At 67.7% G+C, this 15,880-nt stretch carries 16 protein-coding genes; 10 read left to right on the forward strand and 6 right to left on the reverse strand.

The features are described from left to right. Window positions 1–75: 75 nt before the first annotated feature. Complete coding sequence (locus DEJ06_RS05895) at window positions 76–1,008, reverse strand: NADP-dependent oxidoreductase (RefSeq protein WP_111038764.1); 933 nt, start codon at window positions 1,006–1,008, stop codon at window positions 76–78. A gap of 710 nt (window positions 1,009–1,718) precedes the next feature. Then, window positions 1,719–2,516 carry a hypothetical protein gene (locus DEJ06_RS05900; protein WP_111038703.1) on the reverse strand — a complete coding sequence of 266 codons (798 nt, stop codon included), beginning with the start codon at window positions 2,514–2,516 and terminating at the stop codon, window positions 1,719–1,721. 303 nt (window positions 2,517–2,819) lie between these two features. Between DEJ06_RS05900 and DEJ06_RS05905 the strand changes: the two genes are divergently transcribed. Beyond that, window positions 2,820–3,359: a hypothetical protein gene (locus DEJ06_RS05905; protein ID WP_111038704.1), complete on the forward strand. Its 540-nt coding sequence runs from the start codon at window positions 2,820–2,822 to the stop codon at window positions 3,357–3,359. On the opposite strand, the gene DEJ06_RS05910 is transcribed toward DEJ06_RS05905, so the two are convergent. Next, a complete protein-coding gene (locus DEJ06_RS05910) occupies window positions 3,347–4,222 on the reverse strand; it encodes an NAD(P)-dependent oxidoreductase (RefSeq protein ID WP_111038705.1) in 876 nt (291 codons plus the stop codon). The two genes, DEJ06_RS05905 and DEJ06_RS05910, sit on opposite strands and share 13 nt — an antisense overlap. A gap of 71 nt (window positions 4,223–4,293) precedes the next feature. On the opposite strand from DEJ06_RS05910, the gene DEJ06_RS05915 reads away from it, so the two are divergent. Beyond that, window positions 4,294–4,983, forward strand: a complete 690-nt coding sequence (locus DEJ06_RS05915) for a ScbR family autoregulator-binding transcription factor (RefSeq protein ID WP_111038706.1) — start codon at window positions 4,294–4,296, stop codon at window positions 4,981–4,983. On the opposite strand, the gene DEJ06_RS05920 is transcribed toward DEJ06_RS05915, so the two are convergent. Continuing rightward, the gene (locus DEJ06_RS05920; protein WP_181436690.1) at window positions 4,950–5,846 is read right to left on the reverse strand and encodes an AvrD family protein; all 897 of its coding nucleotides are present in this window, start codon (window positions 5,844–5,846) and stop codon (window positions 4,950–4,952) included. The genes DEJ06_RS05915 and DEJ06_RS05920 overlap by 34 nt on opposite strands. Before the next feature lie 360 nt (window positions 5,847–6,206). On the opposite strand from DEJ06_RS05920, the gene DEJ06_RS05925 reads away from it, so the two are divergent. The 3 genes from DEJ06_RS05925 (at window position 6,207) to DEJ06_RS05935 (ending at window position 10,012) form a co-directional block, all read left to right on the forward strand. After that, window positions 6,207–7,310: a hypothetical protein gene (locus tag DEJ06_RS05925; protein WP_146245796.1), complete on the forward strand. Its 1,104-nt coding sequence runs from the start codon at window positions 6,207–6,209 to the stop codon at window positions 7,308–7,310. 204 nt (window positions 7,311–7,514) lie between these two features. Then, window positions 7,515–9,275 carry an AIPR family protein gene (locus DEJ06_RS05930; RefSeq protein ID WP_111038709.1) on the forward strand — a complete coding sequence of 587 codons (1,761 nt, stop codon included), beginning with the start codon at window positions 7,515–7,517 and terminating at the stop codon, window positions 9,273–9,275. Window positions 9,276–9,310: 35 nt separating this feature from the next. Beyond that, on the forward strand, window positions 9,311–10,012 hold the full coding sequence (locus tag DEJ06_RS05935) for a hypothetical protein (protein WP_111038710.1): 702 nt from the start codon (window positions 9,311–9,313) through the stop codon (window positions 10,010–10,012). Window positions 10,013–10,071: 59 nt separating this feature from the next. Here DEJ06_RS05935 and DEJ06_RS05940 read toward each other — a convergent pair whose 3' ends face one another. Continuing rightward, the gene (locus DEJ06_RS05940; RefSeq protein ID WP_111038711.1) at window positions 10,072–10,278 is read right to left on the reverse strand and encodes a hypothetical protein; all 207 of its coding nucleotides are present in this window, start codon (window positions 10,276–10,278) and stop codon (window positions 10,072–10,074) included. A 139-nt stretch (window positions 10,279–10,417) separates the two neighbouring features. On the opposite strand from DEJ06_RS05940, the gene DEJ06_RS05945 reads away from it, so the two are divergent. After that, window positions 10,418–10,690 (forward strand): hypothetical protein, encoded by a 273-nt coding sequence (locus DEJ06_RS05945; protein WP_111038712.1) that lies wholly within the window; start codon window positions 10,418–10,420, stop codon window positions 10,688–10,690. Window positions 10,691–11,102: 412 nt separating this feature from the next. Here the strand turns inward: DEJ06_RS05945 and DEJ06_RS05950 are convergent, their stop codons facing one another. Next, entirely contained in the window at window positions 11,103–11,753 is a 651-nt protein-coding gene (locus tag DEJ06_RS05950; protein ID WP_181436692.1) for a TetR family transcriptional regulator, read from the reverse strand. Window positions 11,754–11,833: 80 nt separating this feature from the next. On the opposite strand from DEJ06_RS05950, the gene DEJ06_RS05955 reads away from it, so the two are divergent. The 4 genes from DEJ06_RS05955 to DEJ06_RS05970 all read left to right on the forward strand — a co-directional run bounded on the left by DEJ06_RS05955 (window position 11,834) and on the right by DEJ06_RS05970 (window position 15,818). Beyond that, on the forward strand, window positions 11,834–12,667 hold the full coding sequence (locus DEJ06_RS05955) for an SDR family NAD(P)-dependent oxidoreductase (protein ID WP_111038714.1): 834 nt from the start codon (window positions 11,834–11,836) through the stop codon (window positions 12,665–12,667). A gap of 781 nt (window positions 12,668–13,448) precedes the next feature. Then, window positions 13,449–14,330, forward strand: coding sequence for an alpha/beta fold hydrolase (locus tag DEJ06_RS05960; protein ID WP_111038765.1), 882 nt, complete (start codon window positions 13,449–13,451; stop codon window positions 14,328–14,330). A 16-nt stretch (window positions 14,331–14,346) separates the two neighbouring features. Beyond that, on the forward strand, window positions 14,347–15,084 hold the full coding sequence (locus tag DEJ06_RS05965; RefSeq protein ID WP_111038715.1) for a hypothetical protein: 738 nt from the start codon (window positions 14,347–14,349) through the stop codon (window positions 15,082–15,084). Continuing rightward, a complete protein-coding gene (locus DEJ06_RS05970) occupies window positions 15,081–15,818 on the forward strand; it encodes an SDR family oxidoreductase (RefSeq protein ID WP_111038716.1) in 738 nt (245 codons plus the stop codon). The genes DEJ06_RS05965 and DEJ06_RS05970 overlap by 4 nt, the downstream gene beginning before the upstream one ends. Window positions 15,819–15,880: the final 62 nt, after the last annotated feature.

Consider the following 15,880-nt stretch of genomic DNA (forward strand, 5'->3'; position numbering starts at 1 on the left):
GCTCCCTTACCTGCAGCGACGTTCGTGGTGGCCCTCCGCTCACAACGCCCCTGCACAAGGCTGTGCTCGACTCCGTCAGGGCAGGAGGACGGTCTTTCCGAAACTGCCGCCATCAGCGTGCGCCGACGCGGCGTCAGAAAGCGGGTAGGTGGCTGCCACCGTCGGGCGGAGAAGGCCCGCTTCGACAAGCTTCAGCAGTTCCCCCAGACCCAGGCGGTCGGCCTCGACGAGAAGCCCCGCGAGCCGAACACCCTGGCTCTCAGCGCGTGCGCGAGTGGCAGCCGCGACCTGCGGGATCATCGTCACGACCACTCCCCCGGGACGCACCATCTCGACGGCCTTCGCGGTGAAGTCGCCACCGAGCACGTCGATGACGACGTCGAGGTCCGACAACACGGTTGCGACATCGGTCGTGTGGTAGTCGATGACCTGGCTCGCCCCGTAGCCGCGTGCGGCGTCCACGTTCTTCGTCGACGCGAGTGCCACGACCTCTGCGCCCCGAGCTGCGGCGATCTGGATCGCGAGGTGGCCGACTCCGCCGGTCGCGCCGGTGACAAGCACTCGAGTACCGCGTCCGACGTTCGCAGTCTCGACGAGGGACTGCCAAGCGGTGAGACCAGCCAACGGCAGGGCACCGGCTTCCTCATGGGACAAGGACTCGGGCTTCGGGACGAGCGCGCGCGTGGGTGCCACCACGTATTCGGCATAAGCGCCGGCGCCCTTCGGGAAGGGCAGGAGACCGAAGACCTCGTCGCCAGGGGCAAGGAGGGTGACGCCAGGGCCGACGGCGCTGACGATGCCCGAGACATCCCAACCCAGGGTGAAGGGCGGCTGCGCGCCGAACGCGCCGGTCTGGCGGTACATGTGGTCCGCGGGGTTGACGCCCGCGGCGCGAACCTGAACGAGCACCTCGCCGACGCCGGGGACCGGACGCGGGACGTCGGCTCCGTGAAGCACTTCGGGACCACCGAGCTGGTCCTGGACTATCGCGAACATCGTTGCAGACATGCCGTCCACGCTAGATCGGACGGAATGCCCGTCCAATGGCGGACGTGACAGCATTCGATACGATTCCGCCAACCCTGCTGTCCGCCCTAGGAGACGCTTCGGGTCCGCGTGGGCGTCTCTGCGACAACGGAGAACGACCCGCCAGGTGCCCCGAGTCTTACCCCGCTGAAAGCCGCGGCTGAGGGCGTTCCCACCGGGGAGAGCATGCTTGAAGTGTGACTAAGAAGGAAGAAGTCGTGGGGATCGTGGCGTTCTCGTTCGCCCTCCGGGATGCGCCGTTAGAGCCGAACCCCGCCAACGTCGCGTTGGCCTCGGAGACGGTGGCGGCCGGCGAGAGGCAGCCGTGCCGCACGTTCGTCGTGGCGCAGTGGGAGGTCGCCCGTGCGCTCGAGCGCTCGGGCCACCCTGCTGATCACGTCGTACGCCCCAACGGGGACGGCCGCTACCTCGACTCCACTGCCGTGTGGCGCGAGGCGGCGGCGATATTGGCAAAGCAGGGAATCAGCGCCGCGCTTCCTGTGGCGAAACCCGGTCTGCACCTACTCCGCGTCCGAAGCCTGATCCGTGACAGCGGGTTCCGGCTCCTTCGAACACCGATCGGGAAGGTGCCCTACGACCGCTCGCCGCTCAACCATCAGTGGTGGACCAAGGGCCCGCTGCGGCTTTTCGCGTACTCCGTCGGTCAGGCGTTGAAAGGCCTCGAAGCCGTCTCAATGACTCCTCGTCGGGCCTTCCGCCGCGGCGGCGACGAGGAGCCTGTCGACCGCCGGAATGTCGATGTTGACCTTGACCAAGCGATGTATGGCGAGAGCTTGCAGTCCGACCCACCCGATAGCGACCGCGATCCCCGTCGCCACGGCCAGCATGGCGACCAGCGGAAGCACCCAATCGGACGGTGATGCGACCTGAGCTGATCGGAGGGCGTTCGCGTAGGACCCGTCCGCCCAGGGCATCGCGCAGATCAGCCAGGAAGCGATCATCCCGCCGCAGTAGATCATGAACCCCCCGACGTAGGGCACCGCCGACTTCCGCATCTTCAGCTCAGAATCTCGGGTGTGCTCCACGTCATTCCGGGTGTGCTCCGCGTCGCCGTTAGCGAGGAACCGCTCCCAGAGCAGCGGCGCCCGTCCGGCGACTCGCTCACGGACCAGAGCGATCTCGAATCCGCGGAGATACCGTCCCGCCCGCTCCATCCTCGAGATCTCGCCCACGTACGTGATGATCGACGCGATCGCGAACCCCGGGATCACCACTCCGAAGATGAGGAAGAAGATCGCCGCGTTCACGGGATGCGGATGATCGCTTTTCAGCGTCGCCGTGGCATACACGAGCCCCCCGCCGAAGAGCGCGGCGAGCCCCGCAAGGCTCCAATTCAACGTGGCCTGCTGCGCCTCACGTGCCTGCCGCGACTCGTCACGGACTGTCTCGTACTCGGCGAGGAGGAGCTGCGTGCCGAGGGCCGACTCGGGTCGCGCTCTCGAGCTGCGTAGCTGCGTGCGTCGTCGCATGGTGACTCCAGGTCAGGTCGCGGCAGGATCGCCTGAGCAGAGTATCCGCGACCACCGGGGCCACGGCAAGAAGGTGAACCTCCCCGACCGGCGGAACGGGCGTGACGATGCCCTCGGTGACGAGCGGCGTCGTCCACGCAGACCATCGCCGCGGAGGAACGCGCCGAGGCGGCCCGCGCGGAGGCGGCGGAGACCCGGTTTGAGCGCGATTACGAGACCGAGCAGCACGCGGAGACGCAGTCTGAGCTGGACTCTGCGCTCGGACGGATCCGGTGGCTCGAGAACGAGCTGGCCGAAGCGCACGTGCACACCTCCGGTGTCGAGACGCCCACGGAGTACTCCTCGGCTGACGTTGAGAGTTTCGGCCAGCTGCTCGAAGAAGCCCGCGCCAGGTTGCCGCTCGTGCGGATCGGCGACACCGACGACGACGCGGCGGACCTCGACGCCTGGCCTGCCTCGGCCGTGTGGGCGCGAAAGACGTGGCGGGCGCATCGCGCGCTTCAGTCGTTCGCTGAGGCGAAGGCCAACGGTTGGCGCGGAGATTTCATGCTGTGGTGCAAGAACAGCGGCGCTGTCTCAGGCGCGGTCACCGTGCCGAGCGGATGGGTCGCGATGGTCGAGAGCGACTCCGTCGAGAACAACGCGGCGTACCGCGCGGCCCGGGAGTTCCCCGTTCCAGTCGAAGCGCACGAGGACGGTCGCGTCTTCATGTGCGCTCACGTGAAGATCGTTCCCGGCGGCCGTCCGGCGCCGCGGCTGCACTTCTTCGACTCGGTCGATGTCGACGGGTTCGTCCACGTCGGCTACATCGGCGAGCACCTTCCGAACGATCAGACGAACTGATCCGCCCGATTCGGCGCCGCCTCCTGAGCAGCTGAGACGAGCGGGGCGGTCAGAGCGTCACGCCATACCGGGTCGAGCACCATGCGGCTGTCGGCGCCCACCATCATCAAGGCGTTGCGGCTCACTCCCCGGCCGCGCAGCATCCGGACCGCGCGATCCACGGAAACCGTCGCGACCGGCAGGTCGGCCCTCGCGGCGGCGAATCGTGGTCGCACCAGATCGGCGATGCGCACCGGCTCGATTTCCGCCGCGTGCAGCACCGGCGGCAGTGGCCGGCCGACCAACTCCGCCACCGTCGACGCGAGGCGCGCGACCGACACCGCTGCCACGCGCACGTCCGGGCCGCCCAGCCACGCGTCCGCCTGTCGCATGAACTCGACCAATGGAGGAATCACCCACCGGTCGCCGGCCCCGAACACCACGTGCGGTCGGACGACCGTTCCACCCGCCGCGAGGACGACGTCCTCTGCGACCGCTCGAGCCCGGGACAGCTCGGAAGAAGGCAGCCTGGGCATCCGGTCGGGCGCCTCGAACACGCCGGCGGCGCGCCCGTAGACCCCCGTCGTGCTGACGTACAGCACCCCTGCGTCCGCTGCCGCAGCCGCGTCGACGACCCGCTGGGTCGTTTCGACGTTCTCCGACCAGAGGTCGGCTCCGGAACCTGCGGTGCGGGAAGCGGCGTGCACGACGAATTGACATCCGGCGATCGCCGCTTGGAGATCGCAGTGTCGGAGGTCGCCGACGAGGTCCTCCGCGTTCTCAGCCGTTCGGACCAGCGACCGCACGGAGTGACCGGCGCGCCTGAGGGCGCGTCGGAAGGCCGACCCGATGAATCCGTTCGCGCCCGTCAGCAGGACCCGCATCGTCGCATCCTCCTGATCCGGAAATCGCACCCGATACTCTGTTGCGAGCTATACGGTGAAAGGAGGCGGCGATGGCGGATCAGCGAACACCGCAGCAGGAACGCTCGCAGGCGCGGCGCACTGTGATTCTCGCCGCCGCAGCCGAGGTGTTCGATCGAGTCGGATTCGGCAGCGCCAGCCTGTCTGAGATCGCCAAGCAGGCGGAAGTCGGTCAGGGCCTGATCTATTTCTACTTCCGGACGAAGGAAGCGATCGCCCTCGCGGTGATCGAGGAGCAGAACAGGCGCACGTTCGAGTCGATGTCCAGCGGCGAGGACGACGTCCGTACGCCGATGGTCCGGTTGATCGAGGCTTCGAGGAGCATCGGCGAGCTGCTGCTGACCGATCCGATCGTCCGAGCCGGCATTCGCCTGTCCCTCGAGCAGGGAGTCTTCGCCGAGCCCACTTCGGAGTTCTACGACGATTGGATCAAGGGCGTCATCGACGGGTTCGCGGCGGCGCAGGGCAGCGGCGAGCTGCGCGACGTCGTTCCCGTCGCCGACCTCGGAGCCAGCGTCGTCGCCTACTTCACCGGCGTGCAGCTCGTCTCGAACGTACGAAACGAGCGCAAGGACCTCATGAGGTCGCTGGAGACGATGTGGGCCATCCTCTTGAACTCCGTCGTGGCCGACGACGCGCGCGAGCGGCTGACCGTCGCGCTCCGTGAGACGTTCGGGGCGGACCGTCCTCACGGGCGCATCGCCAGCGACGCGGTGACGTAGACGCCGAACACGTTCTCGGCGAGAACCTCCGCGGTCTCCACTGGCTCCCCGTTCACCACCAGGACGCGCCGATTGTGAAGTCGCAGCTCCAACTCCTGCTGGCGCGGCGCGCGCGTTTGGAGCCGCTCGAAGCTCGCCCGCCGCATCCACATGTTGTTGCTGCGTTCCCGCGTCGCCGCGTCACCGCTGTAGAGGACGACCTGCGACATCTGAGCGGTCAGGGTCAACACTTCGAGGAAGCTCATCGGCGCGATCGAGGAACTGCGGGTGTAGCGGCAGGCCACCGCGCTCGGTTCGACGAGCCTGACGTCGGCGACGACGCCAGCAGGGTCGTCGTCGAACTCCTGAGGGCCGGCTGCCCACTCCGACGTCACAGTGAACGAGCCGATGGTGTGCTCCACCACAACCGCACCAGCGCGCGAGGGCGCTCCCACAACGCTGCGCACCGCTACTTCGTCCAGGTCTTCCACCGGGCGCGCCCCGGCGCGCACCCTCAGCGACTGCTCGAGCGGAAACGTTCCGAGCCACGGGCACCAAGCCGCGACGACCTCGTCGTGCGCGCGACTCGCGATCGTGAGCGCGTCGATCGTGCTCAGGTGCGGCCTCAGCCGCCGGCCGGACTTGATCGACCAGTCCTCGGGATACGCCAGGCGCGCCGTCGCGATGAAGGCGCCGTCGTCAGCGATCTCCGAAGGAGTCAGGGACGACTGGACCCTGCGGTGCCCGGAGCCGAGGTAGCGGGTGCCGGCGGGCCCGAGCAGCGTGTCGAATCCGTCTGTCGAGCCCCCGCCGGGCGCGAGCGGGCCTTCGAAGGTCGTGCCCTCGCGAGTGAGGGTGCTGGCGCGATCCATCGCGATTGTCATCTGTGTCTCCCCTGCAGTTCCAGACGACGAGGGGCTCCGACAGCCCCCCGAGCCGCCCATTGTTAGTTGGGCGACCACCCGAAAGTTAGGACAGGGCTTGCGGCGTCACACTCCCCAACCCTGGGTCTTGTGAGCGTGCCGCCGGCGGACGACGCGCGCGGGGAGAAAGGAGCCTGGCGAAAGACGTGAGAGCGTGCCATCGCCCGGTAGATTGAGTTGGCTGAGCGACCAAACCGCTGTTCGGGCGGTGCTTCTCCCGCGCGTCGCTTGCCGCTGACGAGGAGTTGACCACGTGCGCTTGAGCCCGCCCAGGCGCCCCCAGCGATGTGTGGGTCGTGGGCCGAGGGAGGCAGGGAAATCGTGAGCGAAGGCGCAGACCCCATGCCCTCTCAGAGCGCCGGATGGATGCCCGTGCGCGCCGGACTGACGATCAGCGCCTCGTTCGCCATGATCTGCGTCAGTGTGACGGCAGCGTCGCTGACGCCGGCGGCGAACGCACCCGACGGCATGCTCGGCGCTGTCGGCGATCTCGCCGAGGTGCTCGTGGACGACTCGGCATGGCTCCTTCCGCTGCTCTTCGGCGCCGTCCTCGCGGCGTTGGCGGTCCTCGTCGGGCAGAGTTTCACCGGCCTCCCTCCCGCCGACGTCGACGTCAACCGCCGTCGGCTGGCGGCGATGTGCTGGGTGGTGGCGGGGGTGGCCGTCGCCGACCTCGTCGTGGTCGCGATCGGAGCCGCGTTGCGCGCGGCCCTGGCGCCGCACGTTTGGGCTGTGACGGTTGCCGCCGCCCTGATCGTCGCCTCGGCGCTCTGGGTTGGGTCCGTCGTCTTCGGGCCGCCAGAGCAGCAGCTCCGAGTCCTAGCCCACACCATCGACGAAGCCGAGCGGGACGCCGCGCGCATCCCACCCGCGAACCGGTCGGGTCGACCGTGGCTTCGGCTCCTCACCAGTGCCGCAGCCACTTCGGCGACGGCGGCGATACTGGCCGTCGGTCTCGTCGTGGTGGTCATGTCGGTCGAAGGGCGTTGGGGTGGCTTCGGTGTCGTCGGGTCTCTCGCCGTTTGGTCCGCGGTCCTCGCGTCCGCGGGCTGCCTGCCTGCCGCTCTTGCTGCCGCCCTCATGCAGTCGTCCGAGAGAGCGTGGCAAGGGGCGGCTTGGTCGGCGGCGTTCGCCGTCACGACCGTGGCCCTGCCAATCGGTGCCATCGCCTCGACTCAGGGACTTGTCTTCAACACCCTGCTGCCGCTTGCCGCCGCCTACGCCCTCCCGACGCTCCTGACCCTCATGGGCCCGCGCACCTGGCTCCGCGGTCACACCCTTCGCGGTGGTGTGGACGCCGTCTACGCGAAAGTGCTTCGGGGGCGGCTGCGAAGTCTGCGCGAGGAACGTCGCCGCCTAGTGCGACTGATCGCCGCGCGCACGGCCGAGACCCCGACCGGTCCGCAGGGGCTGCACGGGCAGTAGCCGAGCCCGCTCTCCCACGTGACGGAGCCTCTCAGCGGCCCTGGCGCCTTCGCCGTTCACCGTTCGCCGTCCCCCTGAAGCCGGGCTCGCTCGAATAGGCCGAACGACCAAGTTACAGTACCCTCAGGGCCGGATGACGTCACATCCGGACCCGACGCGATGAAGCCCGACCCCTCGCGTCGCCACCCGACGGAGGGGAAGCCTATGACCGACCAGACGCCCGACCAGGCGGTGCTCGAGAGCGCCTTCCTCGAGTTCAAGCAGCAGGACTTCCCCGACGCCACCCTCGGAGACGCGTTCGAGCACTTCTGCGGCCAGGAACTGACGAAGGAGTTCGGGCTCAGCGACAACGAGGTCAAGAAGGGCGTCATCGGTGGCGACAAGGACGGCGGCGTCGACGGCTTCTACGTGGTCGTGAACGAGACCGAGGTGCTCGACATCGACAGCCCCCTGGTCGTCGGCGACGCGAAGGCGGTGAAGTCGCTCCCGCGGAACTTCGTGGTCGACGTCGTCGTGATCCAGGCCAAGTGGACGGACTCCTGGCAGAGCGACCCGCTCACTCGCATGCGCGACACGCTGGAACGCACGCTCCCCTCGAACGCGGACGTCGCAGCGCTGGAACTGACCCTCAACAGCGCGCTGATCGAGCGCACCGGCGTGTTCCGCGACCTCTACCGCAACACCCTGACCAAAGGCCCGCGGTACCGGTTCCACATCTACTACGCCACCAAGGGCCCGGACGAGAACCTGGTCGACAACCACGACGCGCACGCCAAGAGCGACGCGCTGCAGGAGTCGGTAAAGAAGCTCCTGCCTGGAAACGCGATCATCGAGGTGAGGATGCTCGGCGCTCGCGCGATGTGCGACGTGCTGTCCTCGACCCCGTCGACGACATCGACCCTGCGCTTCACCGGGCCGTTCGTCCGAGACGAGAAGTCGTTCATCGGTCTGGTCTCACTGCGGGACTACCTCGCCTTCGTCCGACAGGACGAAGGCGAGGAACTCCGCCCCGGCATCTTCGAGTCCAACGTCCGCGACTTCGCCGGCTCGAAGGTGACGGTGAACGCCGCCATCCGGACCACCCTGACCTCCGAGACCGGACCGACCTTCTGGTGGCTTAACAACGGAGTCACGGTCCTGTGCGACGTCGCCGAGGACGCGCCGCCATTGAGCATCTCGCTGACCAACCCACTGGTGGTCAACGGCCTGCAGACGTCGAACGTCATCCACGAGGCGGAGCGTGACGGCCTCATCCCGGAGGCGCGCCTCGATCAAGGGCTGATGGTGCGGATCATCGCTTCCAGCGACGACGACGTGCGGGACGGAGTGATCGCCTCCACTAACCGGCAGAACAGCATCCAGCCGACGCAGCTCCACGCCACCGAGCAGCAGCACCGGGACATCGAGTCGTACTTCGCGACGCAGGGCTGGTACTACGAACGTCGCAAGCACCAGTACCGCGGCGCCGGGAAGCCGGCGAGCCGGATCGTGAAGATGACCGACCTGTCGCAGTACATGATCGCGATCGCGCTCGGCCGCCCCGACGACGCCCGCGCCCGGCCGCAGTCGGTGCTCGGCGACAGGAGGCTGTACCCGAAGATCTTCGGCGCGGACGTCGACCGGAAGACATACCTCACAGCGGTGCGACTGATGTCGCAGGTCGACTCGTTCCTCAGCTCGGACGACGCGAAGGGGGTCTTCGACGACTTCACCAACGCGCGCTTCTACGTCGCGGTCGGATACGTCATGAAGACCCTGAAGGCGTACACGCCGGCGAAGATCCGGTGGGAGAACAACCACCACCGGATCCCGGCGAAAGCGAATCAGGCCCGCCTGGCCGACGTCCTGGCCACGCTGCAGAAGACGTACCAGGACTACCAGGAGGCGAACCCGAACGCGACCCGCGACCAGGTGTTCAAGGGCAAGGCCTTGAAGGACCTCTTCTTCGCCGCGCTCAAGCCCTGAACACCTTCGCCCCATCCCCACGGGAGAGCCGTCTCATGAACGCCATCGACCAGGCAGCCGACGCGCACGTCACCCCCGACCGCGACGCGCACACGCTCCTCGACATCACCATCGGGCAAGCGAGAATCAACCGAAACCTGGGCGCCGGCGCGGTGTTCGGTGACGTCGGCGAGCGGATCGCCGCGCACCTCACCGGCTCTCGCCGCGTCAGCGGCAAAGGCCGAGACCTCGCCCGGCGAAGCGAGCGGGACTGGGTCCGGGAAGAGCCGCACGGGTTGGCGGCGCCGGGCCCGCAGCTGGTGCCGCACCGCGCAGTCCTCGACACCTGGTCGACGACGGATCAGGCACGGTTCCACGCATGGCGCGACCGGTCCGCGGTGCAGCTCGGCGAGGTCAAGACACGCCAAGCGCGGTACCCGCTCGACGGAACCGCCCAGTACCCGCTCGACACGCGTTCCGGTGGTCCCGCGACCCCGTTCTTCCCGCTCGTGGACTTCTACGTGTTCGTGCTCTTCAACCCCGACGGGGCGATCCTGATGTGCCGCAAGCTCACGCTCGCCGAAGTGGTCGAACACGCTGCGACGCGGAACCAGCGCGGTGGCTCCTGGAACTACAAGATCGCCATCCACACCGGCATGACGCTCGGCGAGGACATCACCGACGCCGCCAACTCAGCCCTCGAGACCCTCGTCGCCACGCCCGAGGCAAAGTCGACATTGGCGCAACTGGCGTGGTGAGCCTGACGGGCGAGTAGTGACAGCCGCCCTCGGTCGCAGTCGACGATCGCCGTAGTCGGTCAGGGGCAGTCGCACTCCCACCAGTTGTCACCGCAGATGCTGCACGTGATGGGAGCGGCTCCTGGGCACGGCTCGACGTGGTGGTAGCGCGTCACTCTGCCGCCCCACGAGATCGCGATCTCTTGGCCGGCTTCGATCGGCGCGGCGCAGCCGGTGCAGGTGCCGCTGTCGTACTGGGCGATGAATCCTGGCTCGCGCTGCTGCATGGTGGTCAAGGTAACCGCGTGAGCGACATCGGTGTCGAGCCCTCGTTCGGGAGGGCACGACTTGCCCCGCCCAGGTCCCCAGGGGCGGGAAGGAACATGCGCGAACTTTCTGACGTTCCGGTCGGATGAGGTGAGACGGGTGATCGAAGTTGACGTCACAGTGGTCGGGGACCGTGACATGGCGAGGGCAGCCGCGCTGAAGGCTCGCTCCGCAGGGAATCGCGTCGCGGTTGTGAGCGACACCTTGGTGTCCGCGGCGTTGTCGGGGGTCGTCGAGCTGGCCGGCCGGGTGTCCGGCACGAAGATTCTGAACGGGAAAGTCGTGGTCACGCTCAGTAGCGGTGAGGAGATCCGGACCTCTTCGCTCGTCCCCGCTTCGATCCTGGATCCCGCGCTCTACTGCTCGATCTGAACGGCGTGCCAGCTCACCGCCTGTCGCGACGGCGGGCCGCGCGAGTGAGGATGGTTCCACAGCGATCCACGAGCGCCCTGAGGCGTGGTTGCGGGTTGTCCTGCCCCAGTGGGGGCCACGCTCGGCGACCGCGCCGCTTCTACATTCGCCGTAGTCGAAGCGACACCTCGCTTCTTCCGCGACAGGAGCAATCATGAGCACCGTCACCCCAAAACCGCGCCCCGCCATCTCCCATGTGTGCGTGCAGTCCGCCCTCGCGGAACCGCCGACCACGGAGGCTTTCTCGCGCCCCCGGGCGAGGTAGGCGTGAAGCTGCACGAGCTACCAACGTTGGCTGTGCCCGTTGGGGCACGAACTCGACCGGCGACGGCGACCCGCGAGCATACCGGGTGGGCTGCGGGGAGCCGCGAAGTCACCGGATTTGCGCAGCGAAGCCTTCGAGGAGTGCTGTGGTTGCGCGAAGAAGTCGCGGCGCGAGTTCGATATGGGCCGTCGCCAGACGGTCATCGCGCTCGTAAAGGGCGGCGAGTTCCGGCGAGGGATTGGCGTACTGCCACAGCACAGCTCCGAGCGCGGTGACGTCGGCGACCGCTTCTCGTCCGAAGCCGGACGGGAAACCTCCCATCGATCGTTCGAGGCATTTTCCCGCGCGCTCGACCGCCTCCACGGCGTGGATCTTGTATGCGGCCACAACGTCGCCACTCACCGCCCGTTCGAGATCGATGGCGGCATGGGCTAGGAGGTCGCAGAACAGCGGCAGACGCAGCATGACGTCGACTAGCTTCCGCGCAACACTCTCAGCCCGAGCGCCCTCGAGGACCGCCTCGACTCCGTCCGCGAATGCGATCCACTGCTCCGCGGCAAGCACCAGGAGGATCTCCTCCCGAGAGCTGAAGTATCGACGGACCGCGGAGATGTGCACCCCAGCGCGCTCGGCAATCGCCGTAAGCGTCAGGCCGCGAACTCCACGAGCAGCGGCAAGGTCGCGCGCGGAGGCAAGGAGGTCCTGGCGTCGCTGCTCCTTAGCAGCGACCGACCGGGCACGGCGGTAGATCTCACTCACGCTGGAATGATAACGCAACCCGCTTGCGTTGACTAACGCAAGCGGCTTGCGTAAAGTGGGCTACAATCCAAGGAGGATCCATGTCAGAACAAGTTTGGCTCGTCACCGGCAGTTCACGAGGACTCGGGCGAGACGTTGTCGAAGCCGCCCTATCGGCCGGCCATAAAGTGGTCGCGACTGCACGCCGCACCGAAGCCCTCGAGGCCCTTCGTGCGACGTACGGCGACCAGGTCATGACGCTCCCGCTTGACGTGACGGACCCCGCGCAGGCCGAGTCGGTCATCGCGACCACAATCGAGGCCTTCGGTCGTCTTGACGTCGTAGTCAACAACGCGGGCTATGCCGACATAGCTCCGATCGAGAACACGGACTTGGGCTCCTTCCATGCGCAAGTCGACGCCGTGTTCTATGGCACGGTGCACGTGACGCGGGCAGCGCTGCCGGTGTTCCGTAGGCAGGGCAGCGGCCTGTTCATCCAGGTGACTTCTGTCGGAGGGCGGCTCACCGCTCCTGGACTTGGCGCCTACCAGGCGGCGAAGTTCGCTGTCGAAGGCTTCTCCAGCGTGTTGCACCAAGAGGTCTCGCCGCTCGGCATCCGCGTCGTGCTCGCTGAGCCCGGATCGATGAGAACCGATTGGGCCGGTGACTCGATGAAGGTTGCCGCGTTCGATCCGGCGTACGACGCAACGGTCGGAGCGATGGCCCGGCGCACTCGTGAAAGCTCCGGCAACCAGCCGATCGACCCAACGGCCGTTGCTCGCGTCTTCGTCGAGATCGCTCAACACCCCTCGCCTCCGCTGCACCTGCTGCTCGGAAGCGACGCTGTCGACTACATGGCTACGTCGCTCGCGGCAACCGCAGCAGAAGATCGCCAATGGGCAAGCGTCGGGCGTTCCGTGGACTTCGAGGCCTGAGCGCGACGTAGCGAAGGTTGGCGGCAAGCGCGGGCTGCGAATCGACGTGACGACCTGCCGTAGCGCGCCGCCCAACCTGTGCGCCGGGGAGGCCGTCACGCCCTCGTAGTCGCAGCGGGCGAGTCCGACGCACGAGCAAGAACGTCCTGCAGGATGCGCTCAACCAGCGCCGTTCCGGCCACCCCGCCCTAACGGACCTGGACGCCGTCCTGTTGCTGCCCATGCCACAGCGGGTGTGTCGCCGCAGCCGGAGCACAGTCCGGAAGTGCCTCCGCGCCGTAGACGGGTGCGTCCGGGCGGGGGCCTCCGTCATCAAGGTCCGGCACGCGCCTTCCTCTGCGACCTGTGAATGAGAGACGGCAGTCGTTCGAGCGGTAGGCCGTTCCGATCGGACGACGAAGGCGCTATGCCGCTGGGGACCCCGTCTCAAGCCAAGCGTCAGCAAAAGGCTTCCATCATCGACGCCGCTCGCCGCTCGCCGCTCGCCGCTCGCGCAGCGCGCGGCGGGTGCTGCGATGGCGAGCTGCGCGGGTCGACGTCGAGCCGGGAATCCGCACGATCTGAAGCGGCGTCCGATTCCGCTCCGTCCCCTCTTACGCTCCACGCTCCAGACCACACGGTCGTCTCCCGGCGGACCCTGGCGCGGCCGCGTAATCCGGTGCGGGTGATCAGTTCACCTCCTTGAGGTGTCCCTGTTGGGAGCACGCTGAACCCGGATTCGCTCCCTACAGTCGAGCACGCAGTCGGCCATCCGGGCTGGCTTCGTCGCAGGGAGCGCATGATGAGCACAACCGAACAGTCCCCGACAACCGCCACCACCGTGACCGTCGCCACCGAGGCCGTGACCGCCGCCAACGGAGTCGGCTACGCGTACCGCCGCTTCGGGTCCAGCCCCGACGGCGTCCCGATGGTCTTCCTCATGCACTTCCGCGGCAATCTCGACAACTGGGACCCCGCCCTCGTCGACAGCATCGCCGCCGAGCGCGAGGTGATCCTCGTCGACAACGCCGGAGTCGGAGCGTCGACTGGCACCGTGCCGTCGACCGTGGCGCAGATGGCACGCGACCTGCTGGCGTTCATCGACGCGCTCGGCATCCGCACCTTCGACGTCTTCGGGTTCTCCCTTGGCGGGTTCGTCGCCCAGGACCTCGCGCTCCTGCGTCCCTGGGCTGTCCGCAGCGTCGTCCTCGCCGGCACGGGCCCCGCCGGCGCTCCGAAGATGCACGGCTGGCGGGAGGACATCGAACGTGAGTCCCGTCACGACGTGCCGACTCCGCAGAACCTGCTCTACATCTTCTTCGCGCACACGGACACCAGCCGGGCGCTCGGGGTCGAGTTCCTTGGGCGGATCAGCGCTCGGACGGATCGCGACGCCCCCACCACCCAGGCCGTCCGAGACGCCCAGTACGACGCGGTCCTCGACTGGGGTGTGCCGGACATCGCGAAGCTGGAACGACTCACCGCGATTCGGCAGCCGACGCTGATCCTGCAGGGCGACGACGATCTGATGATCCGTACTCCTGGCAGCCACACCCTCGCCGGGCTCATCCCCAACGCCCAGCTGCACATCTTTCCCGATGCGGCGCATGCGTCGATCTTCCAGTACCCCGAGGAAGCGGCGCGGTTGGTCCGAGAGTTCATCTCCACGGCGACCGCCGCCTGACTAAGGGGGTAACGCGATGGGCAACACAAGCTCGCTACTCGACCGCATCGTCGACGCGCATGGCGGTGATCGATGGGCAGAAGCGTCCAGCATCAGCGCGACCCGTCACTTCGGTGGTGCGTTTTGGGCGCTCAAGCAGGTGCCGGGAATCGCTGAGGAAGGACGATTCACGGTCGACCTACGTCGCCAGCGAAGCTCTCTCGAGCACTTCGGCGCAGACGACCTCCGCACCGAGTTCACCGGCGACCACGTCGCCGTCGTCCGCAGCACGCCGAATGGTGACGAGATCGTCGAGAAACTCGCAAACCCACGCGCTTCGTTCGCTGGGCATGTGCTCGAGACGCCGTGGAACAGGTTGCAGCTCGCCTACTTCACCGGGTACGCCATGTGGACCTACAACACGGAACCTTGGTCGTTCACCTTCCCTGGCGTGACCGTCGAAGAAGCGGGCACGTGGACCGAGCCGACCGGCGAGGTCTGGGACCGCCTCCGGGCGACCTACCCCGAATCGATCGCGACGCACACGCCGACGCAGACCCTCTACGCCGACGCTGACGGCGTCCTTCGACGACGGGACTACGAGGTCGACATCGCAGGCGCCTCCCCGAGCGTCGAGTACATGACCGGTCAGACGTGGTTCGACGGCTTGCTGCTGCCGACCGAACGCCGCATCTTCGTGCGCGACGAGTCGGGCCAGGCCCTGCCGGAGCCGCTGATCGTGTCCATTCAGATAGAGAGCGTGGTAGTCGAATGACATCAATCAACAACGCCGTGGTGCTCGTCACCGGCGCGAACGGTGGTCTCGGGACCGAGTTCGTCCGGCAGGCGCTCAAGCGTGGCGCCGCGAAGGTGTATGCGGCTGCGCGGAACCCTCGAGAGTGGGATGACGACCGGGTGGTGCCGCTGCGCCTCGACGTCACGGACGAGGAATCCGTGCACGCGGCCGCCGTGGCGGCGGACGACGTCTCCGTCCTGGTCAACAACGCCGGGGTGCTCCGCTCGGGATCGCTCATCGACGGCGACCTGGGCGGTGTCCGCGAGCAGATGGAGACCAACTTCTTCGGACCGTTGCTGGTCACTCGGGCGTTCGCGGGTGCCCTGCGACGCTCCCGCGGCGCCGTGGTGAACGTGGCGTCCGTTCTCAGTTGGCTGGCGGTCGGCAATGGGTACAGCGCGTCGAAGGCGGCGCTCTGGTCCGCGACGGACTCGATGCGTTTGGACTTCGCGCCCGACGGCGTGCAGGTCGTCGGCGCGTACCTGGCGTTCACGGACACTCCGATGACGCCCGGCGACATGCCGAAGAACGATCCGGCCGACGTCGTCCGAACGGTGCTCGGAGGGGTGGAGAGCGACGCTCACGAGGTGCTCGCAGACGACCTGACCCGTCAGGCGCGAGCGTCCCTGGCCGCGCCGGTGCATCACCGATACCAGGCTCTCGCCTCGGCGAACGGCGACTCGTCGTCTCGCCCGCAGCGGAACCCCGCTTAGCGACCGAAGAACCGGGGGCCAGCCGGCCGCTGGCCCCCTGCCCCCTGGCCGCCGGCGGACGA

This window comes from Curtobacterium sp. MCLR17_051, from assembly GCF_003234395.1.
Taxonomy (GTDB): Bacteria; Actinomycetota; Actinomycetes; order Actinomycetales; family Microbacteriaceae; genus Curtobacterium; species Curtobacterium flaccumfaciens.